General features: G+C 60.6%; 15 protein-coding genes. 7 read left to right on the top strand and 8 right to left on the bottom strand.

Annotated features, from left to right (window positions below):
* Window position 1: 1 nt before the first annotated feature.
* The 5 genes from MWU38_RS02010 to lptD all read right to left on the bottom strand — a co-directional run bounded on the left by MWU38_RS02010 (window position 2) and on the right by lptD (window position 6,374).
* Entirely contained in the window at window positions 2-580 is a 579-nt protein-coding gene (locus tag MWU38_RS02010) for an SRPBCC family protein (RefSeq protein ID WP_247270161.1), read from the bottom strand.
* Between the two features lie 71 nt (window positions 581-651).
* Window positions 652-1,476, bottom strand: coding sequence for a 16S rRNA (adenine(1518)-N(6)/adenine(1519)-N(6))-dimethyltransferase RsmA (gene rsmA / locus MWU38_RS02005; RefSeq protein ID WP_247270160.1), 825 nt, complete (start codon window positions 1,474-1,476; stop codon window positions 652-654).
* A complete protein-coding gene (gene pdxA / locus MWU38_RS02000; RefSeq protein ID WP_247270159.1) occupies window positions 1,477-2,478 on the bottom strand; it encodes a 4-hydroxythreonine-4-phosphate dehydrogenase PdxA in 1,002 nt (333 codons plus the stop codon).
* A gap of 15 nt (window positions 2,479-2,493) precedes the next feature.
* Entirely contained in the window at window positions 2,494-3,912 is a 1,419-nt protein-coding gene (locus MWU38_RS01995) for a peptidylprolyl isomerase (RefSeq protein ID WP_247270158.1), read from the bottom strand.
* 191 nt (window positions 3,913-4,103) lie between these two features.
* Complete coding sequence (lptD, locus tag MWU38_RS01990; RefSeq protein WP_247270157.1) at window positions 4,104-6,374, bottom strand: LPS assembly protein LptD; 2,271 nt, start codon at window positions 6,372-6,374, stop codon at window positions 4,104-4,106.
* Window positions 6,375-6,517: 143 nt separating this feature from the next.
* On the opposite strand from lptD, the gene MWU38_RS01985 reads away from it, so the two are divergent.
* The 5 genes from MWU38_RS01985 (at window position 6,518) to ndk (ending at window position 9,770) form a co-directional block, all read left to right on the top strand.
* Window positions 6,518-7,975, top strand: coding sequence for a leucyl aminopeptidase (locus MWU38_RS01985; protein WP_247270156.1), 1,458 nt, complete (start codon window positions 6,518-6,520; stop codon window positions 7,973-7,975).
* A gap of 41 nt (window positions 7,976-8,016) precedes the next feature.
* Complete coding sequence (locus MWU38_RS01980; RefSeq protein ID WP_247270155.1) at window positions 8,017-8,160, top strand: DUF2256 domain-containing protein; 144 nt, start codon at window positions 8,017-8,019, stop codon at window positions 8,158-8,160.
* Window positions 8,161-8,265: 105 nt separating this feature from the next.
* Entirely contained in the window at window positions 8,266-8,700 is a 435-nt protein-coding gene (locus MWU38_RS01975; RefSeq protein ID WP_247270154.1) for a DNA polymerase III subunit chi, read from the top strand.
* A 19-nt stretch (window positions 8,701-8,719) separates the two neighbouring features.
* Window positions 8,720-9,229: a hypothetical protein gene (locus tag MWU38_RS01970; protein ID WP_247270153.1), complete on the top strand. Its 510-nt coding sequence runs from the start codon at window positions 8,720-8,722 to the stop codon at window positions 9,227-9,229.
* 118 nt (window positions 9,230-9,347) lie between these two features.
* Window positions 9,348-9,770 carry a nucleoside-diphosphate kinase gene (gene ndk, locus MWU38_RS01965; protein WP_247270152.1) on the top strand — a complete coding sequence of 141 codons (423 nt, stop codon included), beginning with the start codon at window positions 9,348-9,350 and terminating at the stop codon, window positions 9,768-9,770.
* Between the two features lie 73 nt (window positions 9,771-9,843).
* Here ndk and MWU38_RS01960 read toward each other — a convergent pair whose 3' ends face one another.
* Genes MWU38_RS01960 through purM form a run of 3 tightly spaced genes read right to left on the bottom strand, consistent with a single transcriptional unit; the run spans window position 9,844 to window position 13,143 of the window.
* Window positions 9,844-11,061, bottom strand: coding sequence for a sulfotransferase (locus MWU38_RS01960; RefSeq protein ID WP_247270151.1), 1,218 nt, complete (start codon window positions 11,059-11,061; stop codon window positions 9,844-9,846).
* Between the two features lie 14 nt (window positions 11,062-11,075).
* Entirely contained in the window at window positions 11,076-12,053 is a 978-nt protein-coding gene (gene purN / locus MWU38_RS01955) for a phosphoribosylglycinamide formyltransferase (protein WP_281494503.1), read from the bottom strand.
* Window positions 12,046-13,143 carry a phosphoribosylformylglycinamidine cyclo-ligase gene (gene purM, locus MWU38_RS01950; protein ID WP_247270150.1) on the bottom strand — a complete coding sequence of 366 codons (1,098 nt, stop codon included), beginning with the start codon at window positions 13,141-13,143 and terminating at the stop codon, window positions 12,046-12,048. Before purM ends, purN begins: the two co-directional genes overlap by 8 nt.
* Window positions 13,144-13,213: 70 nt before the next feature.
* Between purM and MWU38_RS01945 the strand changes: the two genes are divergently transcribed.
* Window positions 13,214-14,506, top strand: coding sequence for a heavy-metal-associated domain-containing protein (locus MWU38_RS01945; RefSeq protein WP_247270149.1), 1,293 nt, complete (start codon window positions 13,214-13,216; stop codon window positions 14,504-14,506).
* A 13-nt stretch (window positions 14,507-14,519) separates the two neighbouring features.
* Entirely contained in the window at window positions 14,520-15,161 is a 642-nt protein-coding gene (locus tag MWU38_RS01940) for an ATPase (protein WP_247270148.1), read from the top strand.
* The last annotated feature ends 32 nt before the right edge of the window (window positions 15,162-15,193 follow it).

Below are 15,193 nucleotides of genomic sequence, written 5' to 3'. Positions count from 1 at the left end.
TTCACTGTTGCGGCTCGATGTCGTCCCAATCGATTTCGAAACCCTCCAGATCAAGCTCGAGGCCAAAGGCAGCTGCCTGCTCTTCATTATAGGCTTTGACAGCATCGACGCCTTCTTCTGCGTGCATTTTCAGCTTGGTCAGGTCGTCTTCGACCGCCATGCTCATCATCGCCACTTCCTGCGCGATTTCTTCAACGCTGAGATCGTCGGAGAAGGTCGCTTTGGTAATGAGCTTTAGCGTGCAGCGGTCATCGCCAAGCGGGGTGAGCTGATAATCCTCGACCGATTCGACCAGATTGCCGACAGACGGTTCGATAGCGACTTTCGACGCGTGCCGTTCGTCTTGGACGTATTCAACAACTTGAAAGCGAAAAACGTGGCCTTCCAACTCTTCAATCTTGAGTTCGAAGGACGTCTCGCCCACTTTTTTGACCGTATTGCCAAGCGCAATTTGAGAAAAGCGCGGGTCAGAAAGGTCGACGAGGGCGAAGACATCAGAGGCGGGGCGATCAATCTCGACCGAGAATTCAAACTCGATCGGGCCGTTGAGCATGGGTGAATTCTTGTTGGACTCAAGCATTGGTGCCTCCTTACACTTCACCCCGAGTTAGCCAGAGGGAATTGAGAAGGGCTTAAGGAAAGGCGGATTTCCTAGTTCTTGAGAGCCCGCGCCAGTGCAACAAACTCCTCCACGCTCACCGTTTCGGCACGGCGGGTGGGTTCGATGCCGACAGCTTCCAGCGCTTCCAATGCGCCGGGCACGCCTTTCAAACTCTGGCGCAGCATTTTGCGGCGTTGACCAAAGGCGGCTTCGGTGAGGCGTCCGAGGGTCTTTGCGGATACACCTTCAGGAGCGTCACCCGGTGTCAAATGGACTATCGCGCTCATGACCTTGGGCGGCGGGGTGAAGGCGCTGCGGTGGACCTTCATCGCTAGTTTTGCTCCGCTACGCCACTGGGCCAGCACCGCAAGGCGGCCATAGGCGGACGCGCCGGATGTCGCGACAATCCGTTCGGCCACTTCGCGTTGGAACATGAGGGTGAGCGAGAGCCATTGGGGCGGCCAGTTTTCGCCCGAAAGCCATTTTACGAACAAAGCCGTGCCGACATTGTAGGGAAGGTTGGAGAGGACGTGGAAGGGTTCGCCGTGCATGATCTCTCCATGATCAAGCTTCATCGCATCGCCTTGAATGACGGTAAGCTGGCCGGGAAAGGCGTCCGACAATTCCTCCAGTGCAGGCAAGCAGCGCGCGTCCATTTCGATGGCGGTGACATTCGCGCCCGCTCTCAAAAGCGCCCTTGTGAGCCCGCCGGGGCCGGGGCCCACTTCGAGCACGTTTGCGCCGTTGAGGTCACCGGGAAGCGCAGCGATGCGGTCAAGCAATTGCTCATCCAGCAGAAAGTTCTGCCCAAGAGCCTTGCTGGCCGAAAGGCCGTGTTTGGCGATGGTTTCGCGGATGGGGGGAAGAGTGGTCATTTAAAGCTTGGCCCGAGCCGCTGCCATCTGCACCGCCATGCGGATTGCGGCGAGCATTGCGCCTGCGTCGGCCTTGCCTGTGCCTGCGATGTCAAACGCCGTCCCGTGATCGGGGGAGGTGCGGATGATGGGCAGGCCGAGCGTCACATTGACACCCTGGTCAAACTCCAGCGCCTTGATCGGGATAAGCGCCTGATCGTGATACATGCAGATCGCAGCGTCGAAACTGGGGCGGATGGGCGCTGTGAACAGGGCATCGGCTGGAACAGGGCCGAATGCGCCCACGCCGCGCTCGCGCAGGGCCTCGATGGCGGGTTCGATTACGCGGGCCTCTTCATCGCCGAATTTGCCGTCTTCGCCATTGTGCGGATTAAGGCCGGAAATCGCGATGCGCGGGGCCGCAATACCGAAATCGCGCCTCAGTCCTGCATCCACAATGCCCGCCTTGTGCTCGATCAACTCGCGCGAGATCAGCCGTGGAACCTGAGACAAGGCGACGTGCACGGTAAGGGGCACGGTGCGCAGGGTGGGGCCAGCAAGCATCATCACCGCATCTTCAGGAGCGAGGCCGCAAACGCTGGCGAGAAATTCGGTCTGACCCGGAAAATCGAAGCCCACGCGGGCAAGCTGGCTTTTGCTGATGGGTGCGGTCACGACCCCGCTCGCCTGACCCAGAAGCACGCATCGCACAGCTTCGGCCAGCGATTGCATCGCAAGTGCTGCGCCCTGGTCATCGGGGGTGCCAGGGGTGTAGGCGGCATCGGCCCCGGCCAAGACCGGCAAACCTTCGCGAAAGGCCTCGGTCGCCTCACCCGGATCACCGATTGCGACAATCGGGAAGGTGTGGCCGCGGGCCTTTGCGCAGGCTCGAAGCACGTCAAACCCGCCGACCACAAAGAACCCGCGTTCGCCCGATTGAAGCGCCGCATAGGCGTTCAGAATAATCTCGGGTCCAATCCCGGCGGGATCGCCTAGCGAAAGGGCAAGCGGCAGTGCTGTCACCCTCGTGCGCTACCCTTAGTTGTACTGAACGTATGCGTCGTTGCGCAGGTCGCGCAAGTAACGCTGGGCGCGCTTGTTGATGCGCTCTTCCTCGATCGAGTTCATCACCGATTGGAAGGTGGGCGTGCCGGCTTGCTGAGGATCATCGCGCCCGCACAGCATCAGCACCCGAACACCTTCGTCGGCAGTGCCGAACGGGGGCGTTGCCTGACCCACTTGAAGGTCCAAGAGGATGCCCTGCAATTGGTCGGGGAGCTGGCGCACCTGGATCTCAGGATTGGAGACGACCGAGGCGCCGATGGCGCGGGCGACTTCGTCCGCGTTCGAACATCCGCGCATGGTTTGAACGGCCTCACCGAATTGCTCGATCTGGGCGGTTGCTTCGGCTTGACTGAGGCCGGGGGCAAGCTCGATCGAGATTTGTTTAAGGCTGAGCACCGCATCGCGCGGGTCGGCCATCAGAACCTGACGTTTATCGATCAGGTAAATGATGGTGTAGCCGCCCGGGATGGCGATGGGACCGACCAGTTGGCCCGGCTGCATCCCTTGCACGGCTTCGGCCATGGGGCCGGGCAATGTGCCAAGGCGAAGGAAATCCGTATCGCCGCCTGTCACCGCGGTGGATGCTTCGGAAAACTGGCGGGCATAAGCGACAAAGCTGCCGCCTGCCTGAAGCTGCTCGACGATGCGCTGCATGTTCTGGACCACCGCCTCGCGGTTTTCGTCGGTCGCGCTCATGTAGATTTCGCCGAGGCGATATTCTTCGGTGCCGCGTGAGGCTTCGAGCCTTTCGAGAATGCCGGTCACTTCCTCAGCGGCGACGTTCACGAACGGGCTGATGTTGCGGCGGATAAGATTGTCCCACGCAAGCTCGCCCTCGATCTGACGTTTGAGCGCGTCCGAGGAGGAGCCGATGGACTTGAGATAAGCGTCCATTCCCGCCGGATTGTCGGGGAAGTTTTGCGCGGCAAGCTGGGCAAAGGTTTGCTCAACCTGCGCTTTCTGAATTCCGATTTCCTGAGCCTCTGCGGCCTGGATCTTGATCGTTTCGTCAATCAGATTGCGCAGCACCTGCGCACGCAGACGCTGAAGCTCTTCACCCTCAATCTTGTTTTCCGAGGCATTGGTGACGAGCGCCACGCGCTGGTCGATGTCGGTGCCGGTAATGACGTAGCCATTGACCATTGCAGTCGCACTGCGCTCGTTCGGGCGGCTGCTGCCCAGCAGATTGACACTGTCTGGCAGGCCAAAGGGATTGGCAGGCGCAGCAGCAGGCGGCGCAGGTGCCGCAGCGGCGCCCGATTGCGCAGATGCAGGCGCTGCCAGCGGCAAGGAAGAGGCGGCCATCGCCGCGACGCCAAGCGCCAGAAGAGAGCTACGCATGTAAGAAAAAGCCTTCAAGGTCACCATGTTGATCCCGGTATCTCGCATCATATTTCAATGTGTGTTCGCAAAAGAGTGGGCCAGTGTTGTCGCCAAGCCCGAGGCGCCTTTCGGCTCGCCTGTCCAGTGGCTCCTTTGCCGTGTCCCAACCCCGATACAAACCGCCAGCTTAACGCTGCCTGACGTTGTTTGTCAGGCTCTTTAACGCCTTTTTGGTAAACTGCCAACGTGACCCGTGCTCTTTATCTGAAGCCAAGATTGCGCAGGGCAAAGAACAGGCGGAAGGAGTTGCCCTGTTCGGCATCGCCAAATGTGATGAAGTCGCGCCGCCAGGTTGCTCCAAACTCGATGCAATCATCGCGGTAAGCAATGCCTAACCTTGTGCGGATGGGCTCGAAACCGTCGGGCGCAAAGACCGGATCTTCATCCTCATCGGTGAGGTTGAAAACGCCCGAGCCGAACACCGACCAGTTGCGGCCAATCGTCACACGCGCTGCGGCGCGCACTTCTTCGCGGTCGCTCAAGTCTTCGACAGTTTGAATGTTCCGGTTGAGCCTCAGATAGCCGATTTCGACATAATTGCGCTGCGAGCCGATGGCTGCGTCGATTTCATTGCGGCGCACCGCGAAATTGTCTTTGTCGAGGCGGAAGCGGTGGGTGAACTTCACGAAGTTTTTATAGCGCACCTCGGTCCGGCCAACAAAGTCGGAGAAACGGTCCGACAGGCCCGTCCCGTCGGGGAAGATCTCTTCCTCATTGGTAAGGCGATAGCTTTGCCCGATATTGGTCTTGATCCGCCAGCCGGGGCGATTGAGCTCCCAGTCAAAGCCATAGGTGACCCGCGCGCCGTCCTCGACCCGGTCATAACCGGAGAAACGGTTGAGCGCGAAAAGGTTGGAATCTTCAAGGTCAATCGCGCGCGCATCTTCGTTCGGCACGGCGAGATTGCGGATATTGGGGCTTGCCACCAATTGGACACGCGGGGTCAGCACCTGCGTGCCGCCAAAGGCTTCGCCCACAAATGGCCACTCGACATCGACCGCTGCGGTGGCAATGCCCCTTGTGGTCCAGCCTTCCTGCCCGCGGTAAACCTGTGTCAGGGTCGAAAGGGTGTCCTCGGTGTTGTAAACGTCGCCGCGCACAAGGCCGGTCAGCGTCACCATCTGGCCAAGCCCGGTAAGCGTGCGCAAATCCCACTTTGCACCTGCAAATGCGCGCTGTGTATCCTGCCCCTCGTCGCGGATGAGCGCGAGCGTGTTGGCCTGAAATTCAACCGTTCCGCCAAGCACCTCCTGGTCCAGCCTTTGACGGTAATCGAGCGCGGGGACAGCGAGCGGGATCTGCCCCTGATCGGCAGCAATCCTCAGTGTCTGCGTCGCCCATCCAGCGAGGCTGAAGTAAGAATTGTCGTCGATCCGCTCCAGATTGATGGTCGAACGCAACCGGTCGTCGCGGCTGATGTCATAGCGGCGCAGGAACGTGCGGTCGGATGCGAGCCGGATCGAACCTGTCAGGCTCCATTCGGGCGAAAAGATAAAGCGGCCATTGGCAGCCAGATAGCCGCGCGGATCGCTTTCACTCGTCGGTGCTACGCCAAAGTTCGCCACGCGCCGGCTGTTGGTGGCATAGCCGGTGATCTGATAGGCGCCCTTTTCGGTAAAATGGCGGAACTGCGCACGGGCCATGGGCGCTGCGTCGGTGTAGATATGGGTGCCAAGCGTCAGGTCCTTGTTATCGGCCATGCGCCAATAATATTCGCCAGACACCTCAAGCCCGTTGACCTGATCGAAGCGGATATTGGGGACCAGAAAACCGCTTTCCGCAGCGCCATCGGTGCGAAGCGCAAGGCCGGGAAGGGGAAGGAGCCTCGCTCCGAAAAGTTCGAGCATCGCGCCATCGAAACGGATGCGGCTTTCTTCAGGGTCATAGCGCACCCGGTCGGCGGTGATGCGCCAGCTGGGATCGCGGTCGCAGCCTTCCTCATCGGTCACGGGGCAGGCCGAATAGGCCGCTTCGTTCAGGACCACGACGCCGTCTTCGCCGCGCTCTGCGGAGCGGGCGGCCAACCGTCCGCCGGTGCGAAGCGCAAGCAGCAGATCGTCCATTGCGCCCGCTTCAAAGGCATCGTTCAATTGCACCGTTTCGGTGAAGATCTGATTGCCTGAACGGTCGACAAAGCGCACATTGCCGCGTGCGGTGATTGTGGAGGTGTTGCGGTTCCACTCGACCTCGTCGGCGCGAACGCTTGCGTCTGCATTGCGCAAGATCACATTGCCGCGCGCCGTGATACGCTCGGCAGCAGAATCATAATCGACGCTGTCGGCCTCGAAGGTGATCGTCTCATCGCTCAGCGCGTCGAGGCCCGAGGCGACCTCGTTTGTCTCTGGCGTCTCCTGCAGATTTTCAACCTCATCCTGCGCAGCCAGAGGCGCGCCGAGCGCGCAAAGGCTCAACGTCGCTGCACAAGCAGCACGCTCGAAAGGGACCATCTTGACGCTGAATCTTGCCGCCATGGCTTGCCTATTGCACCGCTCACGCTTAATCGCAATCGAGTTTGGGATGTGAGGAACTTTTGCCCACGGTCAGCTGTTTATCGACCGTGATCAATATCGCAATTCACCCCGTCCTCTCAGAAGCTTAAACAGCCGGAGCACACATGCAAATCGAGTTTAGCGCCAGCGCGCCTTCACAAGTCAGCCTTACCGCGACCATCGTCAACAAGGGCGATATGCCAGCAGGGCTGGACACAGCATTGGTCAAAGGGGCCGAGGCTTCGCGCTTCAAAGGCTCGCCGGGCCAGCTGTTCGAAGGGTTCACCACAAGCGGTGACACGGTTGCCCGTGTGGCTCTCGTGGGTGCAGGCGACAAGGGCGCGGACAATCGCCGGCTTAACCTTGAAAAAGCAGGCGGCGCTGTGATCGCGAAATACCTGCGCTCTGGCGAAGAGGCGCTGGTGCTCGACCTTTCTGCCGCCGGTCTTTCGGCAAGCGATGCGGGCGCGGTTCTGCTCGGCGCGAAACTGCGCAGCTGGGCGCACGACAAATATCGCACCAAGCTTTCGAGCGACAAGCAGATTTCGCTCAAGACCGTCCACGTCGTGGGCGCGCCCGATGGCGCGGATACCGATTGGGAGCGTCAGGCGGCGATTGCCCGCGGCGTCGAATTCACCAAGATGCTCGTCACCGAGCCTGCGAATATCGTTTACCCTGAAAGCTTCGTCGAGCTTTGCAAGGAAGCGTTCGCTGGCACGGGCGCCGAAATCACCGTGCTGGGCGAGAAGGAAATGGGCGAGCTTGGCATGGGCGCGCTTTTGGGCGTTGGTCAGGGCTCGCGGCGCGAATCCAGGCTGCTTGCGATCAAGTGGAACGGCGGAAACGATGGCGACAAACCATCGGTCTTTGTCGGCAAGGGCGTGACCTTCGACACCGGCGGCATTTCGATCAAACCGGCTCCGGGTATGGAAGACATGAAATGGGACATGGGCGGCGCTGGCGCGGTTGCTGGCGGCATGCTCGCGCTCGTTTCGCGCAAGGCAAAGGCGAACGTCGTTGGCGTTATGGGCCTTGTCGAGAATATGCCCGATGGTAACGCGCAGCGCCCGGGCGATGTTGTAACCAGCATGAGTGGCCAGACGATCGAAGTGCTCAACACCGATGCCGAAGGCCGCCTCGTGCTGTGCGATGCGCTCCACTGGGCACAGGAAGAGTATGATCCTGCCCACATCGTTGATTTCGCAACGCTCACCGGGGCGATGATGGTCGCGCTTGGCAATGAATACGGCGGATTGTTCGCCAATGACGATACGCTGGCCGACGGCCTCGTTTCAGCGGGCAAGACCACTGATGACAAGCTGTGGCGGATGCCTTTGGGGCCAGAGTATGACAAGCTTATCAATTCACCCATCGCCGATATGAAAAACATCGGCGGACGCTGGGCCGGATCGATCACGGCGGCACAATTCCTTCAGCGTTTTATCAAGAAAGGCGTTGCTTGGGCGCACTGCGACATCGCTGGCATGGTGTGGTCGGATAAGCCGGGCGCAACGCATGAGAAAGGCGCAACCGGTTATGGCGCGCGTTTGATCGACCAGTTCGTTGCGGACAACGCTGAGTAGGCTCGCCCGTCCTCAAGTAGCGAAGCGGTAGGACATAAAAAATGGCGCGGATGCGGAAGAAATCTGACCTTCCCTCCAAGGTTTGTCTGAAATGCGGGCTCCCGTTTAGTTGGCGCAAGAAATGGGAGCGCGACTGGGACAATGTGAAGTATTGTTCCGAGCGGTGTAAGCGCAATAAGGGCTAGCTCCCGGGCCACCCGCGCCATCCCCCTTCCATCCGGATCATGCTCCGGTGTGAAAATCGGGGTGTAAGGGTGGAGGGCGCGGGCGGCTTGGTCTATCGTCGAGACATGAAAGTCGATTTCTGGCAACTCTCGCGCGATCCGGTCGAAAAGGTCGTCGCCCTGATCGCAGGGCGCGTGCTTGACGGAGGCGACCGCTTGCTGGTTGTCAGCAAGTCCGCAGAACAACGCGAAGCCATTTCAAGGGCGCTATGGAAGGCGGGCCCGGAAAGCTTCCTTGCCAATGGCGAAGCGAACGCAGCAGGGGCAGGGGATCAACCGATCCTGCTCTGTGACACGCCCGAGCCTGCGAACAGCGCGAGCCATGTGATCTATGCCGATGGTGAATATCGCGAAACGGACGGTTTTGCCCGCGCATTCCTCCTGTTCGATGATGCGACGGTGGAGGCCGCACGCGGCACCTGGCGCTCGCTCGATGGGAAAGAGGCGCGCGAACGATCATTTTTTCGCCAAGACGGCGGGAAATGGGTTAAGGTCGCGTAAGACACCAATTGAGGGACGAATGATGAGATTCTTCACTGTGGCCGTAACCGCGAGCACGCTTGCGCTTGCCGCTTGCGGATCGGAAACCGAAGGGGATTTGGCCACCGGAGACGGCGATACCGGCGAATATCAAATCGACCGCAGCACCGGCGAAAGCTCGATGACGGTCGAAACCGATGACGGCACGGTCAGCATGGTCACCAACACCGATGCGCCTTCCGATCTGCCAGCGGGCTTTACGTTGGTCAGCGGGGCCGAAGTGCTCTCCAACACCATGATCGACAATGGCGAGACGAAAGGCAGCCTGACCACCTTTCGCAGCGATAAATCGCCCGAGCAAATCGCGGACCACTACCGCGCCGAGGCGGAAAACGCCGGCATCACGATCCAGATCGAGACCAATATGAACGGCGGCAAGATGATCGGCGGCGAGAACGAGAAGACAGGCACGACATTTTCGGTCAGCGCGTTTCCGGATGAAGAAGGCGTCGTCAAAGGCCAGTTGACGATCAGTGAAGAGCCGGGCTGACGCGCGCGAGGCAGCACACAACGCTTGAATTTATAAGTCGTGACGAGTAAGCGCGCGCGAGCGAATTCTGGCGCACGCAGTTCAAGTGCCCCTCTCTTCAAAACAAGGAATATATATCATGGCGGTTACCCGCACCTTTTCGATCATCAAGCCTGATGCCACCAAGCGCAACCTCACCGGCGCTGTCACCAAGATGCTGGAAGACGCCGGCCTTCGTGTTGTCGCATCCAAGCGTATCCACATGAGCCGCGAGCAAGCCGAAGGCTTCTACGCCGTCCACAAAGAGCGCCCCTTCTTCGGTGAACTCGTCGACTTCATGATGAGCGAGCCGGTTGTCGTGCAGGTTCTCGAAGGCGAAGACGCTGTGAAGCGCAACCGCGACATCATGGGCGCAACCAACCCGGCAGAAGCCGAAGAAGGCACGATCCGCAAGGAGCACGCGCTTTCCATCGGTGAAAACACCGTCCACGGTTCGGACAGCGAAGAAAACGCCGCGATCGAAATCGCCTTCTTCTTCAACGACGACGAAATCGTCGGCTAAGCGGCATTTATCCTGCAGCTATTTTTAAAAGGGTCGTCCTTGCAGGGCGGCCCTTTTTCGTTTTGGAGCGGGGTTACCCTTGGGCTGCGAAGCGTTGGAGCTGCGCCGAATGTGCGTGGTGCGCGCTTTTCGTGCTGTCGGCCATCGCCTTGCGCATCGCGGCGAGCGCCTCGACGCTGAGCGGCAGGTCGAGGTCGGAATAACACCGCCTGATTGCAGCTTCCCAATCAGTGTTGAGCTCATCGAAATGCAAATGCGCTATCGGGCCAATCCAACCTTTGAGCGCGTGCGCCATCCGCTGCTCGCGCATGGTGATCTTGTGCTCCCACAAGGCCTCGATCCGCGAAAGATCGCAAGCATCCGATTGCACCGCCATCTGGTTCGCGCATAGCGAAACCGCGCTGCGCAAAACGGCCTCGCGGTCCCGCGTCGCAATCACAAGGCGTGCGCCCGGAAACTGCTCGAGCAGTGCGGGCAAGTCCTCGCTAAAGGCGGGCACTTTCATAATGCGCGGCATATGCGCATTCCTGCGGGTTGCGGCATCGGTGCGCAGGATCCGCGCGAACTCGCGATAGATCGGCTGGGGATCGCGCGCTTCGCTGAAGGTGCTGTAGTCAGGGATGTGCCATTGCGATTCGTAGATTGAGTGGTGGAGCGCCGCTGAAATCCACGCCAGTTCCTCCTCCACCTCGCGCGGGCCCATCGGATGGATGGATTGCAGCCACGGGTTAAGCGCGCCAAGCATCGCCAGATCAAGCGCCGAGCGCACCCGGTTTATGCCAAGCTTTGCGGGAACAGGGTGAAAGGCATCCTGATAGCGCGTGTGCGAATGTGCCGGGTCGCTGGCCAGAAGCTTGTGAATGCGCGTCGTGCCGCTGCGCATATGGCCGATAACGATAATCGGCGGGGCAAGCTTCGTCGCAAGGATTTGCGGGCGCCCATGCCACAGCAGGCCAAGTGCGAGGCGGTTCTTGATGACGCGCGTAAGCTGGCCATAGGCCATCGCTTGCCCCAGCGAGTTGAGTTTGGCTTCGGCGTTGATCGCACCGCAAAGCTGTTCGAGCCGGAGCCTGAAATCAGCCACATCCTCTGCCGAACGGCCGCCTGTTTCGCTTATTTGAGGATTGGAAAAGCCTTTTGAGACGGTGTCCCACAAGACTTCGGGTGAAAGCGGCGGCGTCGGCAGCCATCCGCGCTGCCATGCGTGGCTCAGGAAATCATTGGCCCGTTGCGCCATTGGCCCGCGGGCCAGCAGGTGTTCTCGCTCAGGGATTTTCCACTTTGTGGCCATTATGGGTCCGAACCCTAGAACATATCCGCAGCATCGTGCAATTTTGTTAATCGTGCAGGAGCGACCTCGCGCCAACTGCGCATCAGCCAATCCTGAACATGGTCCCAATCTAGGCCGGGACGGTTAAGAATTACTCCAACCCATCCGCTCGCTCCGTAATAATCGGGTTTGTAATAGGTTTCGGGCTGGGTTTCGACGAGCGCGAGAAGTTCGTCCATGCTGCTGGTTTTGACGAGCACGGCGATATGCTGCGATCCGTGGTGCATCTGGCTGAAATGGGCGAAGAACTTGCCCGATTTTACGGTTCCGACCCGAAAACCGGGGGAGCCGTGGCTGGTCTTTTCGTGCGTTTCAGGCAGGGCCAGAGCAAGCTCGCGCAACCTGGCGTACAGATGGTCGGGATCATTGCCCCGGCTGACATAATCCGCAACCGCGCGCGGGTAGAGCTGGTGTTCGGCAATCTTGACCCGCGCGGCAAGGCTTTCTGCTGTGTCATCGGCTGCAATCGCGACTTTGACCTGCGCCAGCACCTCGCCTGCGTCGAGTTCGTGCGTGACGATATGGACGCTGGAGCCTGCATGACTGTCCCCCGATTCGATGGCGCGGGCAAAAGTGTTCAACCCTTTGTATTTGGGGAGCAAGGAAGGGTGGATGTTGAGCATCCGTCCTTCCCACCGCTCGACGAAACCTTGGGACAAAATGCGCATGTAGCCTGCGAGCACGATGTAATCTGCGCCAGCTTCAACGGCGGCTGCCTCCATCGCGGCGTCCTGCTCTTCGCGGGTGATGCCCTTGTGCGAATGGGTGAAGGTGGCAAGCCCCTCTGTCCTGGCGAGGGTCAATCCCTCGGCGCCTTCGACATTGCTGGCGACCAGCACGATCTCGAAGGCGGCATCTTTCAGGCGGCTGGCATAAAGGAGCGCGGCCATATTGGTGCCGGTTCCCGAGATAAAGACCGCGATGCGCGCCTTGGATTGCGAGCCGTCAGGCAAGGTGGGTGGCCTCCCACTCCTCGCGCCCGCCCCAGGTGCCTTGTGAGCCGCGAACGGTGCAGCCTCGTGCTCCTGCTTCGATCCGGCCCACTTGCACGACGGTTTCGCCCGCCGCTTCCAGCCGCTCGGTCACCGCCGCAACCCGATCCGCGTCCACGGCCAGCACCATGCCCACGCCGCAGTTGAAGGTGCGCGCCATTTCTTCGGGCTCAATTGCGCCTTGCGCTTGCAGGAAGGCCATCAGGCGCGGCTGCTCCCACAGGTCTGCGTCGACCCGCGCATGAGCGCCTTGGGGCAGGATACGCGGGATATTCTCAAGAAGCCCGCCGCCTGTGATGTGGGCAAGGCCGTGCACCAGCCCCTCGCGGATAAGCGGCAGGAGGGATGCTACATAAATTCGCGTCGGCTCGATCAGGGCGTCGATCAGCAAACGGTCGGGATCAAACAGGGCAGGGCGCTCAAGTTTCCACCCTTTATCCTCAGCGAGTCGCCGCACCAGCGAATACCCGTTGGAGTGCACGCCAGAGCTCGCAAGCCCGATCAGGACATCGCCCGGCGCGACCTTGTCGCCGGTCAGCTGCTCCCCGCGCTCCACCGCGCCCACACAAAATCCCGCAAGGTCATAGTCGCCATCGGCATACATTCCCGGCATCTCTGCCGTCTCGCCGCCGATCAGCGCGCAGCCTGCCTGTTTACAGCCATCGGCAATGCCCGCCACCACGCGCTCGGCAATGCCGTTTTCCAGCTTTCCGGTTGCGAAATAGTCGAGGAAAAACAACGGTTCTGCGCCTTGGACGATCAAATCGTTGACGCACATTGCGACCAAATCAATGCCTACGCAATCGTGCCGGTCGTGCTCAATCGCGAGCTTCAACTTGGTGCCAACCCCGTCATTGGCCGCGACCAGAAGCGGGTCTTTGTACCCTGCTGCCTTGGGATCGAAAAATCCGCCGAATCCGCCAAGCTCGCTGGTGGCGCCGGGGCGCGCGGTTGCTTTGGCCAAGGGCGCGATTGCCTTGACCAGGGCGTTGCCCGCTTCGATAGAAACGCCTGCATCGGCATAGGTATAGGGTGAGTTTTTTCCGTCCATTTGAAGCCCTTTACCCCTTTAGGCTTGGAATTCCACGCCGGTTTGGGCAAAGACCGTCGAGATTTCCCCGATGGCGGCAATTTCGCACCCTCTTGGCCCAAGTTTGAGAGCCCCGTTTCGCGCCCGCTGGCTGCTGGCGAGCGTCATTGCGCTCGTGCTGCTTGCGGGCGGTTATGCGCTTGTGCTTGCACAGGTTTCCGGGGACCGCGGAATCGCTCCCACCGCGTCGAGCACCGATATCGAAGTGCGCGGGGTTGAAGTCGACGTCACCGGAGACAGCGCAGAAGACGCACGCAACAATGGCTGGAAAGAGGCTGCACGCAAGGCATGGGCAAAGGCGGGTGGCCCCTCGGTGTCCGACGGGCAGCTCAACGGGCTGGTCACGGCCATCGTTATTCAGCGCGAACGGGTCGGCCCCAAACGCTATGTCGCAACGCTTGGCGTAACCTTTGATCGCCAGCGGGCGGGGCGCTATCTTGGCGGGGGGCGCGCGGGACGTTCGTCTGCGCCGATGCTGCTTATTCCCGTCACCTTCAGCGGGGGCACTTATACGACATTTGAAGTGCGCAACCCTTGGCAACGCGCATGGGCCGAATTCAATCCGGGCACAAGCCGCATCGACTATGTGCGTCCCACGGGCGCTGGCGGCGATTCGCTGCTGCTCAATTATGGGCAGGTCGGGCGGCGAAGCCGTGCGTGGTGGCGTTTGACCCTCGACCAATATGGCGCAGCCGATGCGCTTGTGCCGATCGTCCAACTCGACCACCAATTTCCCGGTGGACCAATCACCGGAACCTTCACTGCGCGCTATGGTCCCGACAGTCTGAAACTTGATAGCTTCACGCTTGAGGCAAGCGGGCCGGGTGAGCTATCCGAAATGCTCGGTGAGGCTGTGGACCGGATTGACCGCATCTACGAGCAGGCGCTCGCCGATGGAAAGCTGCAGCCTGATCCCACCTTGCGTATCGGCGGTTCGGGAGAGGTCGATCCGGCGATTGCTCGCCTCATCGAAATCGGGCGGGCAATCAGGGCACGCAATGCGGCCCAGAGTACGGCTGTTGATGCAACCGTTGCACCAGAAGCGGTCGCCGCAAACCCAGAGACGCCCGCCGCAGCGCCCGCCACCGTGCGTCAGATTACCGTGCAATTCGCAACGCCCGATCCGGGCAGCTTCGACGCAAGCCTCACAGCGGTCCGCCAAGTGCCCGGCGTTCAGGGAATCGCAGTCACAAGCACGGCTATGGGCGGGACCTCGGTCATGCGCGCAAGCTTTGCCGGCGATGTCGCAACACTGGCCGCTGCCCTGCGTGCACGCGGCTTCAACGTGCGCGAGGGCGCAAACGCGCTCGCGATCAGCCGTTAACGAGCCCTTGGCTATGGCTGAGGCGACAAATCCCCCCTCCCAAATCGCTCTGCCGCTTGTGGTCGAGGCCACCGGCGAGGCGCAGCGCATCGTGGTAGGCAATGCCAATGAGGCGGCGATCACCGCATTGCGCGAGCCGTCACGCTGGCCGTTTCGCACCGCCGTTCTCACCGGTCCGCCGCGCTCTGGCAAATCGCTTCTGGGCCGCTGGGCAGCGGGGCAGGGGATCGAGGTGCTCGACGGCGCGGACGCGATGGAGGAGGCGGAGGTATTCCATCGCTGGAATTCGGTGCAGGATGGCGGGTCAAAGGCGGGCACGCCGCTGCTGTTGATCGCTGACAAGACCCCTTGGGAGGTTCGCCTGCCCGACTTGAAATCGCGCCTTGGCGGATCGCTGCAACTGGCAATCGGCGAACCCGATGACGTCATGGCAGCACAACTGATCGAAGCTCACGCTGAAGCGCGCGCGCTCACCTTGGGGCAGGGGGCAACGGATTATCTGGTGCCCAGAACACGGCGCAGCTTTGCCGACCTTGAACGGCTTGTCGCAGCGATTGATCGGATAAGCCTTGAACGTGCAAGTCCTGCCACCATGTCTGTCTGGCGCGCGGCGCTGGAAGCTTTGCATGGTCCACCCCAAGCAAAACTGCTCTGAGCAAATTTGCAAAATTGCCCGTTTGGTGGGAG

It is taken from the genome of Qipengyuania sp. S6317L1, assembly GCF_023015615.1.
Taxonomy (GTDB): Bacteria; Pseudomonadota; Alphaproteobacteria; order Sphingomonadales; family Sphingomonadaceae; genus Erythrobacter.
Note: the sequence above shows the minus strand (reverse complement) of the source record. Positions and strands in the feature narration are given on the sequence as shown.

What these genes read in the sequence shown, in the direction of transcription:
- MWU38_RS02010 (WP_247270161.1), bottom strand. Translation starts at nt 580, where the DNA reads ATGCTTGAGTCCAACAAGAATTCACCCATGCTCAACGGCCCGATCGAG.
- rsmA (WP_247270160.1), bottom strand. Translation starts at nt 1,476, where the DNA reads ATGACCACTCTTCCCCCCATCCGCGAAACCATCGCCAAACACGGCCTT.
- MWU38_RS01995 (WP_247270158.1), bottom strand. Translation starts at nt 3,912, where the DNA reads ATGATGCGAGATACCGGGATCAACATGGTGACCTTGAAGGCTTTTTCT.
- lptD (WP_247270157.1), bottom strand. Translation starts at nt 6,374, where the DNA reads ATGGCGGCAAGATTCAGCGTCAAGATGGTCCCTTTCGAGCGTGCTGCT.
- MWU38_RS01985 (WP_247270156.1), top strand. Translation starts at nt 6,518, where the DNA reads ATGCAAATCGAGTTTAGCGCCAGCGCGCCTTCACAAGTCAGCCTTACC.
- MWU38_RS01980 (WP_247270155.1), top strand. Translation starts at nt 8,017, where the DNA reads ATGGCGCGGATGCGGAAGAAATCTGACCTTCCCTCCAAGGTTTGTCTG.
- MWU38_RS01975 (WP_247270154.1), top strand. Translation starts at nt 8,266, where the DNA reads ATGAAAGTCGATTTCTGGCAACTCTCGCGCGATCCGGTCGAAAAGGTC.
- MWU38_RS01970 (WP_247270153.1), top strand. Translation starts at nt 8,720, where the DNA reads ATGATGAGATTCTTCACTGTGGCCGTAACCGCGAGCACGCTTGCGCTT.
- ndk (WP_247270152.1), top strand. Translation starts at nt 9,348, where the DNA reads ATGGCGGTTACCCGCACCTTTTCGATCATCAAGCCTGATGCCACCAAG.
- MWU38_RS01960 (WP_247270151.1), bottom strand. Translation starts at nt 11,061, where the DNA reads ATGGCCACAAAGTGGAAAATCCCTGAGCGAGAACACCTGCTGGCCCGC.
- purM (WP_247270150.1), bottom strand. Translation starts at nt 13,143, where the DNA reads ATGGACGGAAAAAACTCACCCTATACCTATGCCGATGCAGGCGTTTCT.
- MWU38_RS01945 (WP_247270149.1), top strand. Translation starts at nt 13,214, where the DNA reads ATGGCGGCAATTTCGCACCCTCTTGGCCCAAGTTTGAGAGCCCCGTTT.
- MWU38_RS01940 (WP_247270148.1), top strand. Translation starts at nt 14,520, where the DNA reads ATGGCTGAGGCGACAAATCCCCCCTCCCAAATCGCTCTGCCGCTTGTG.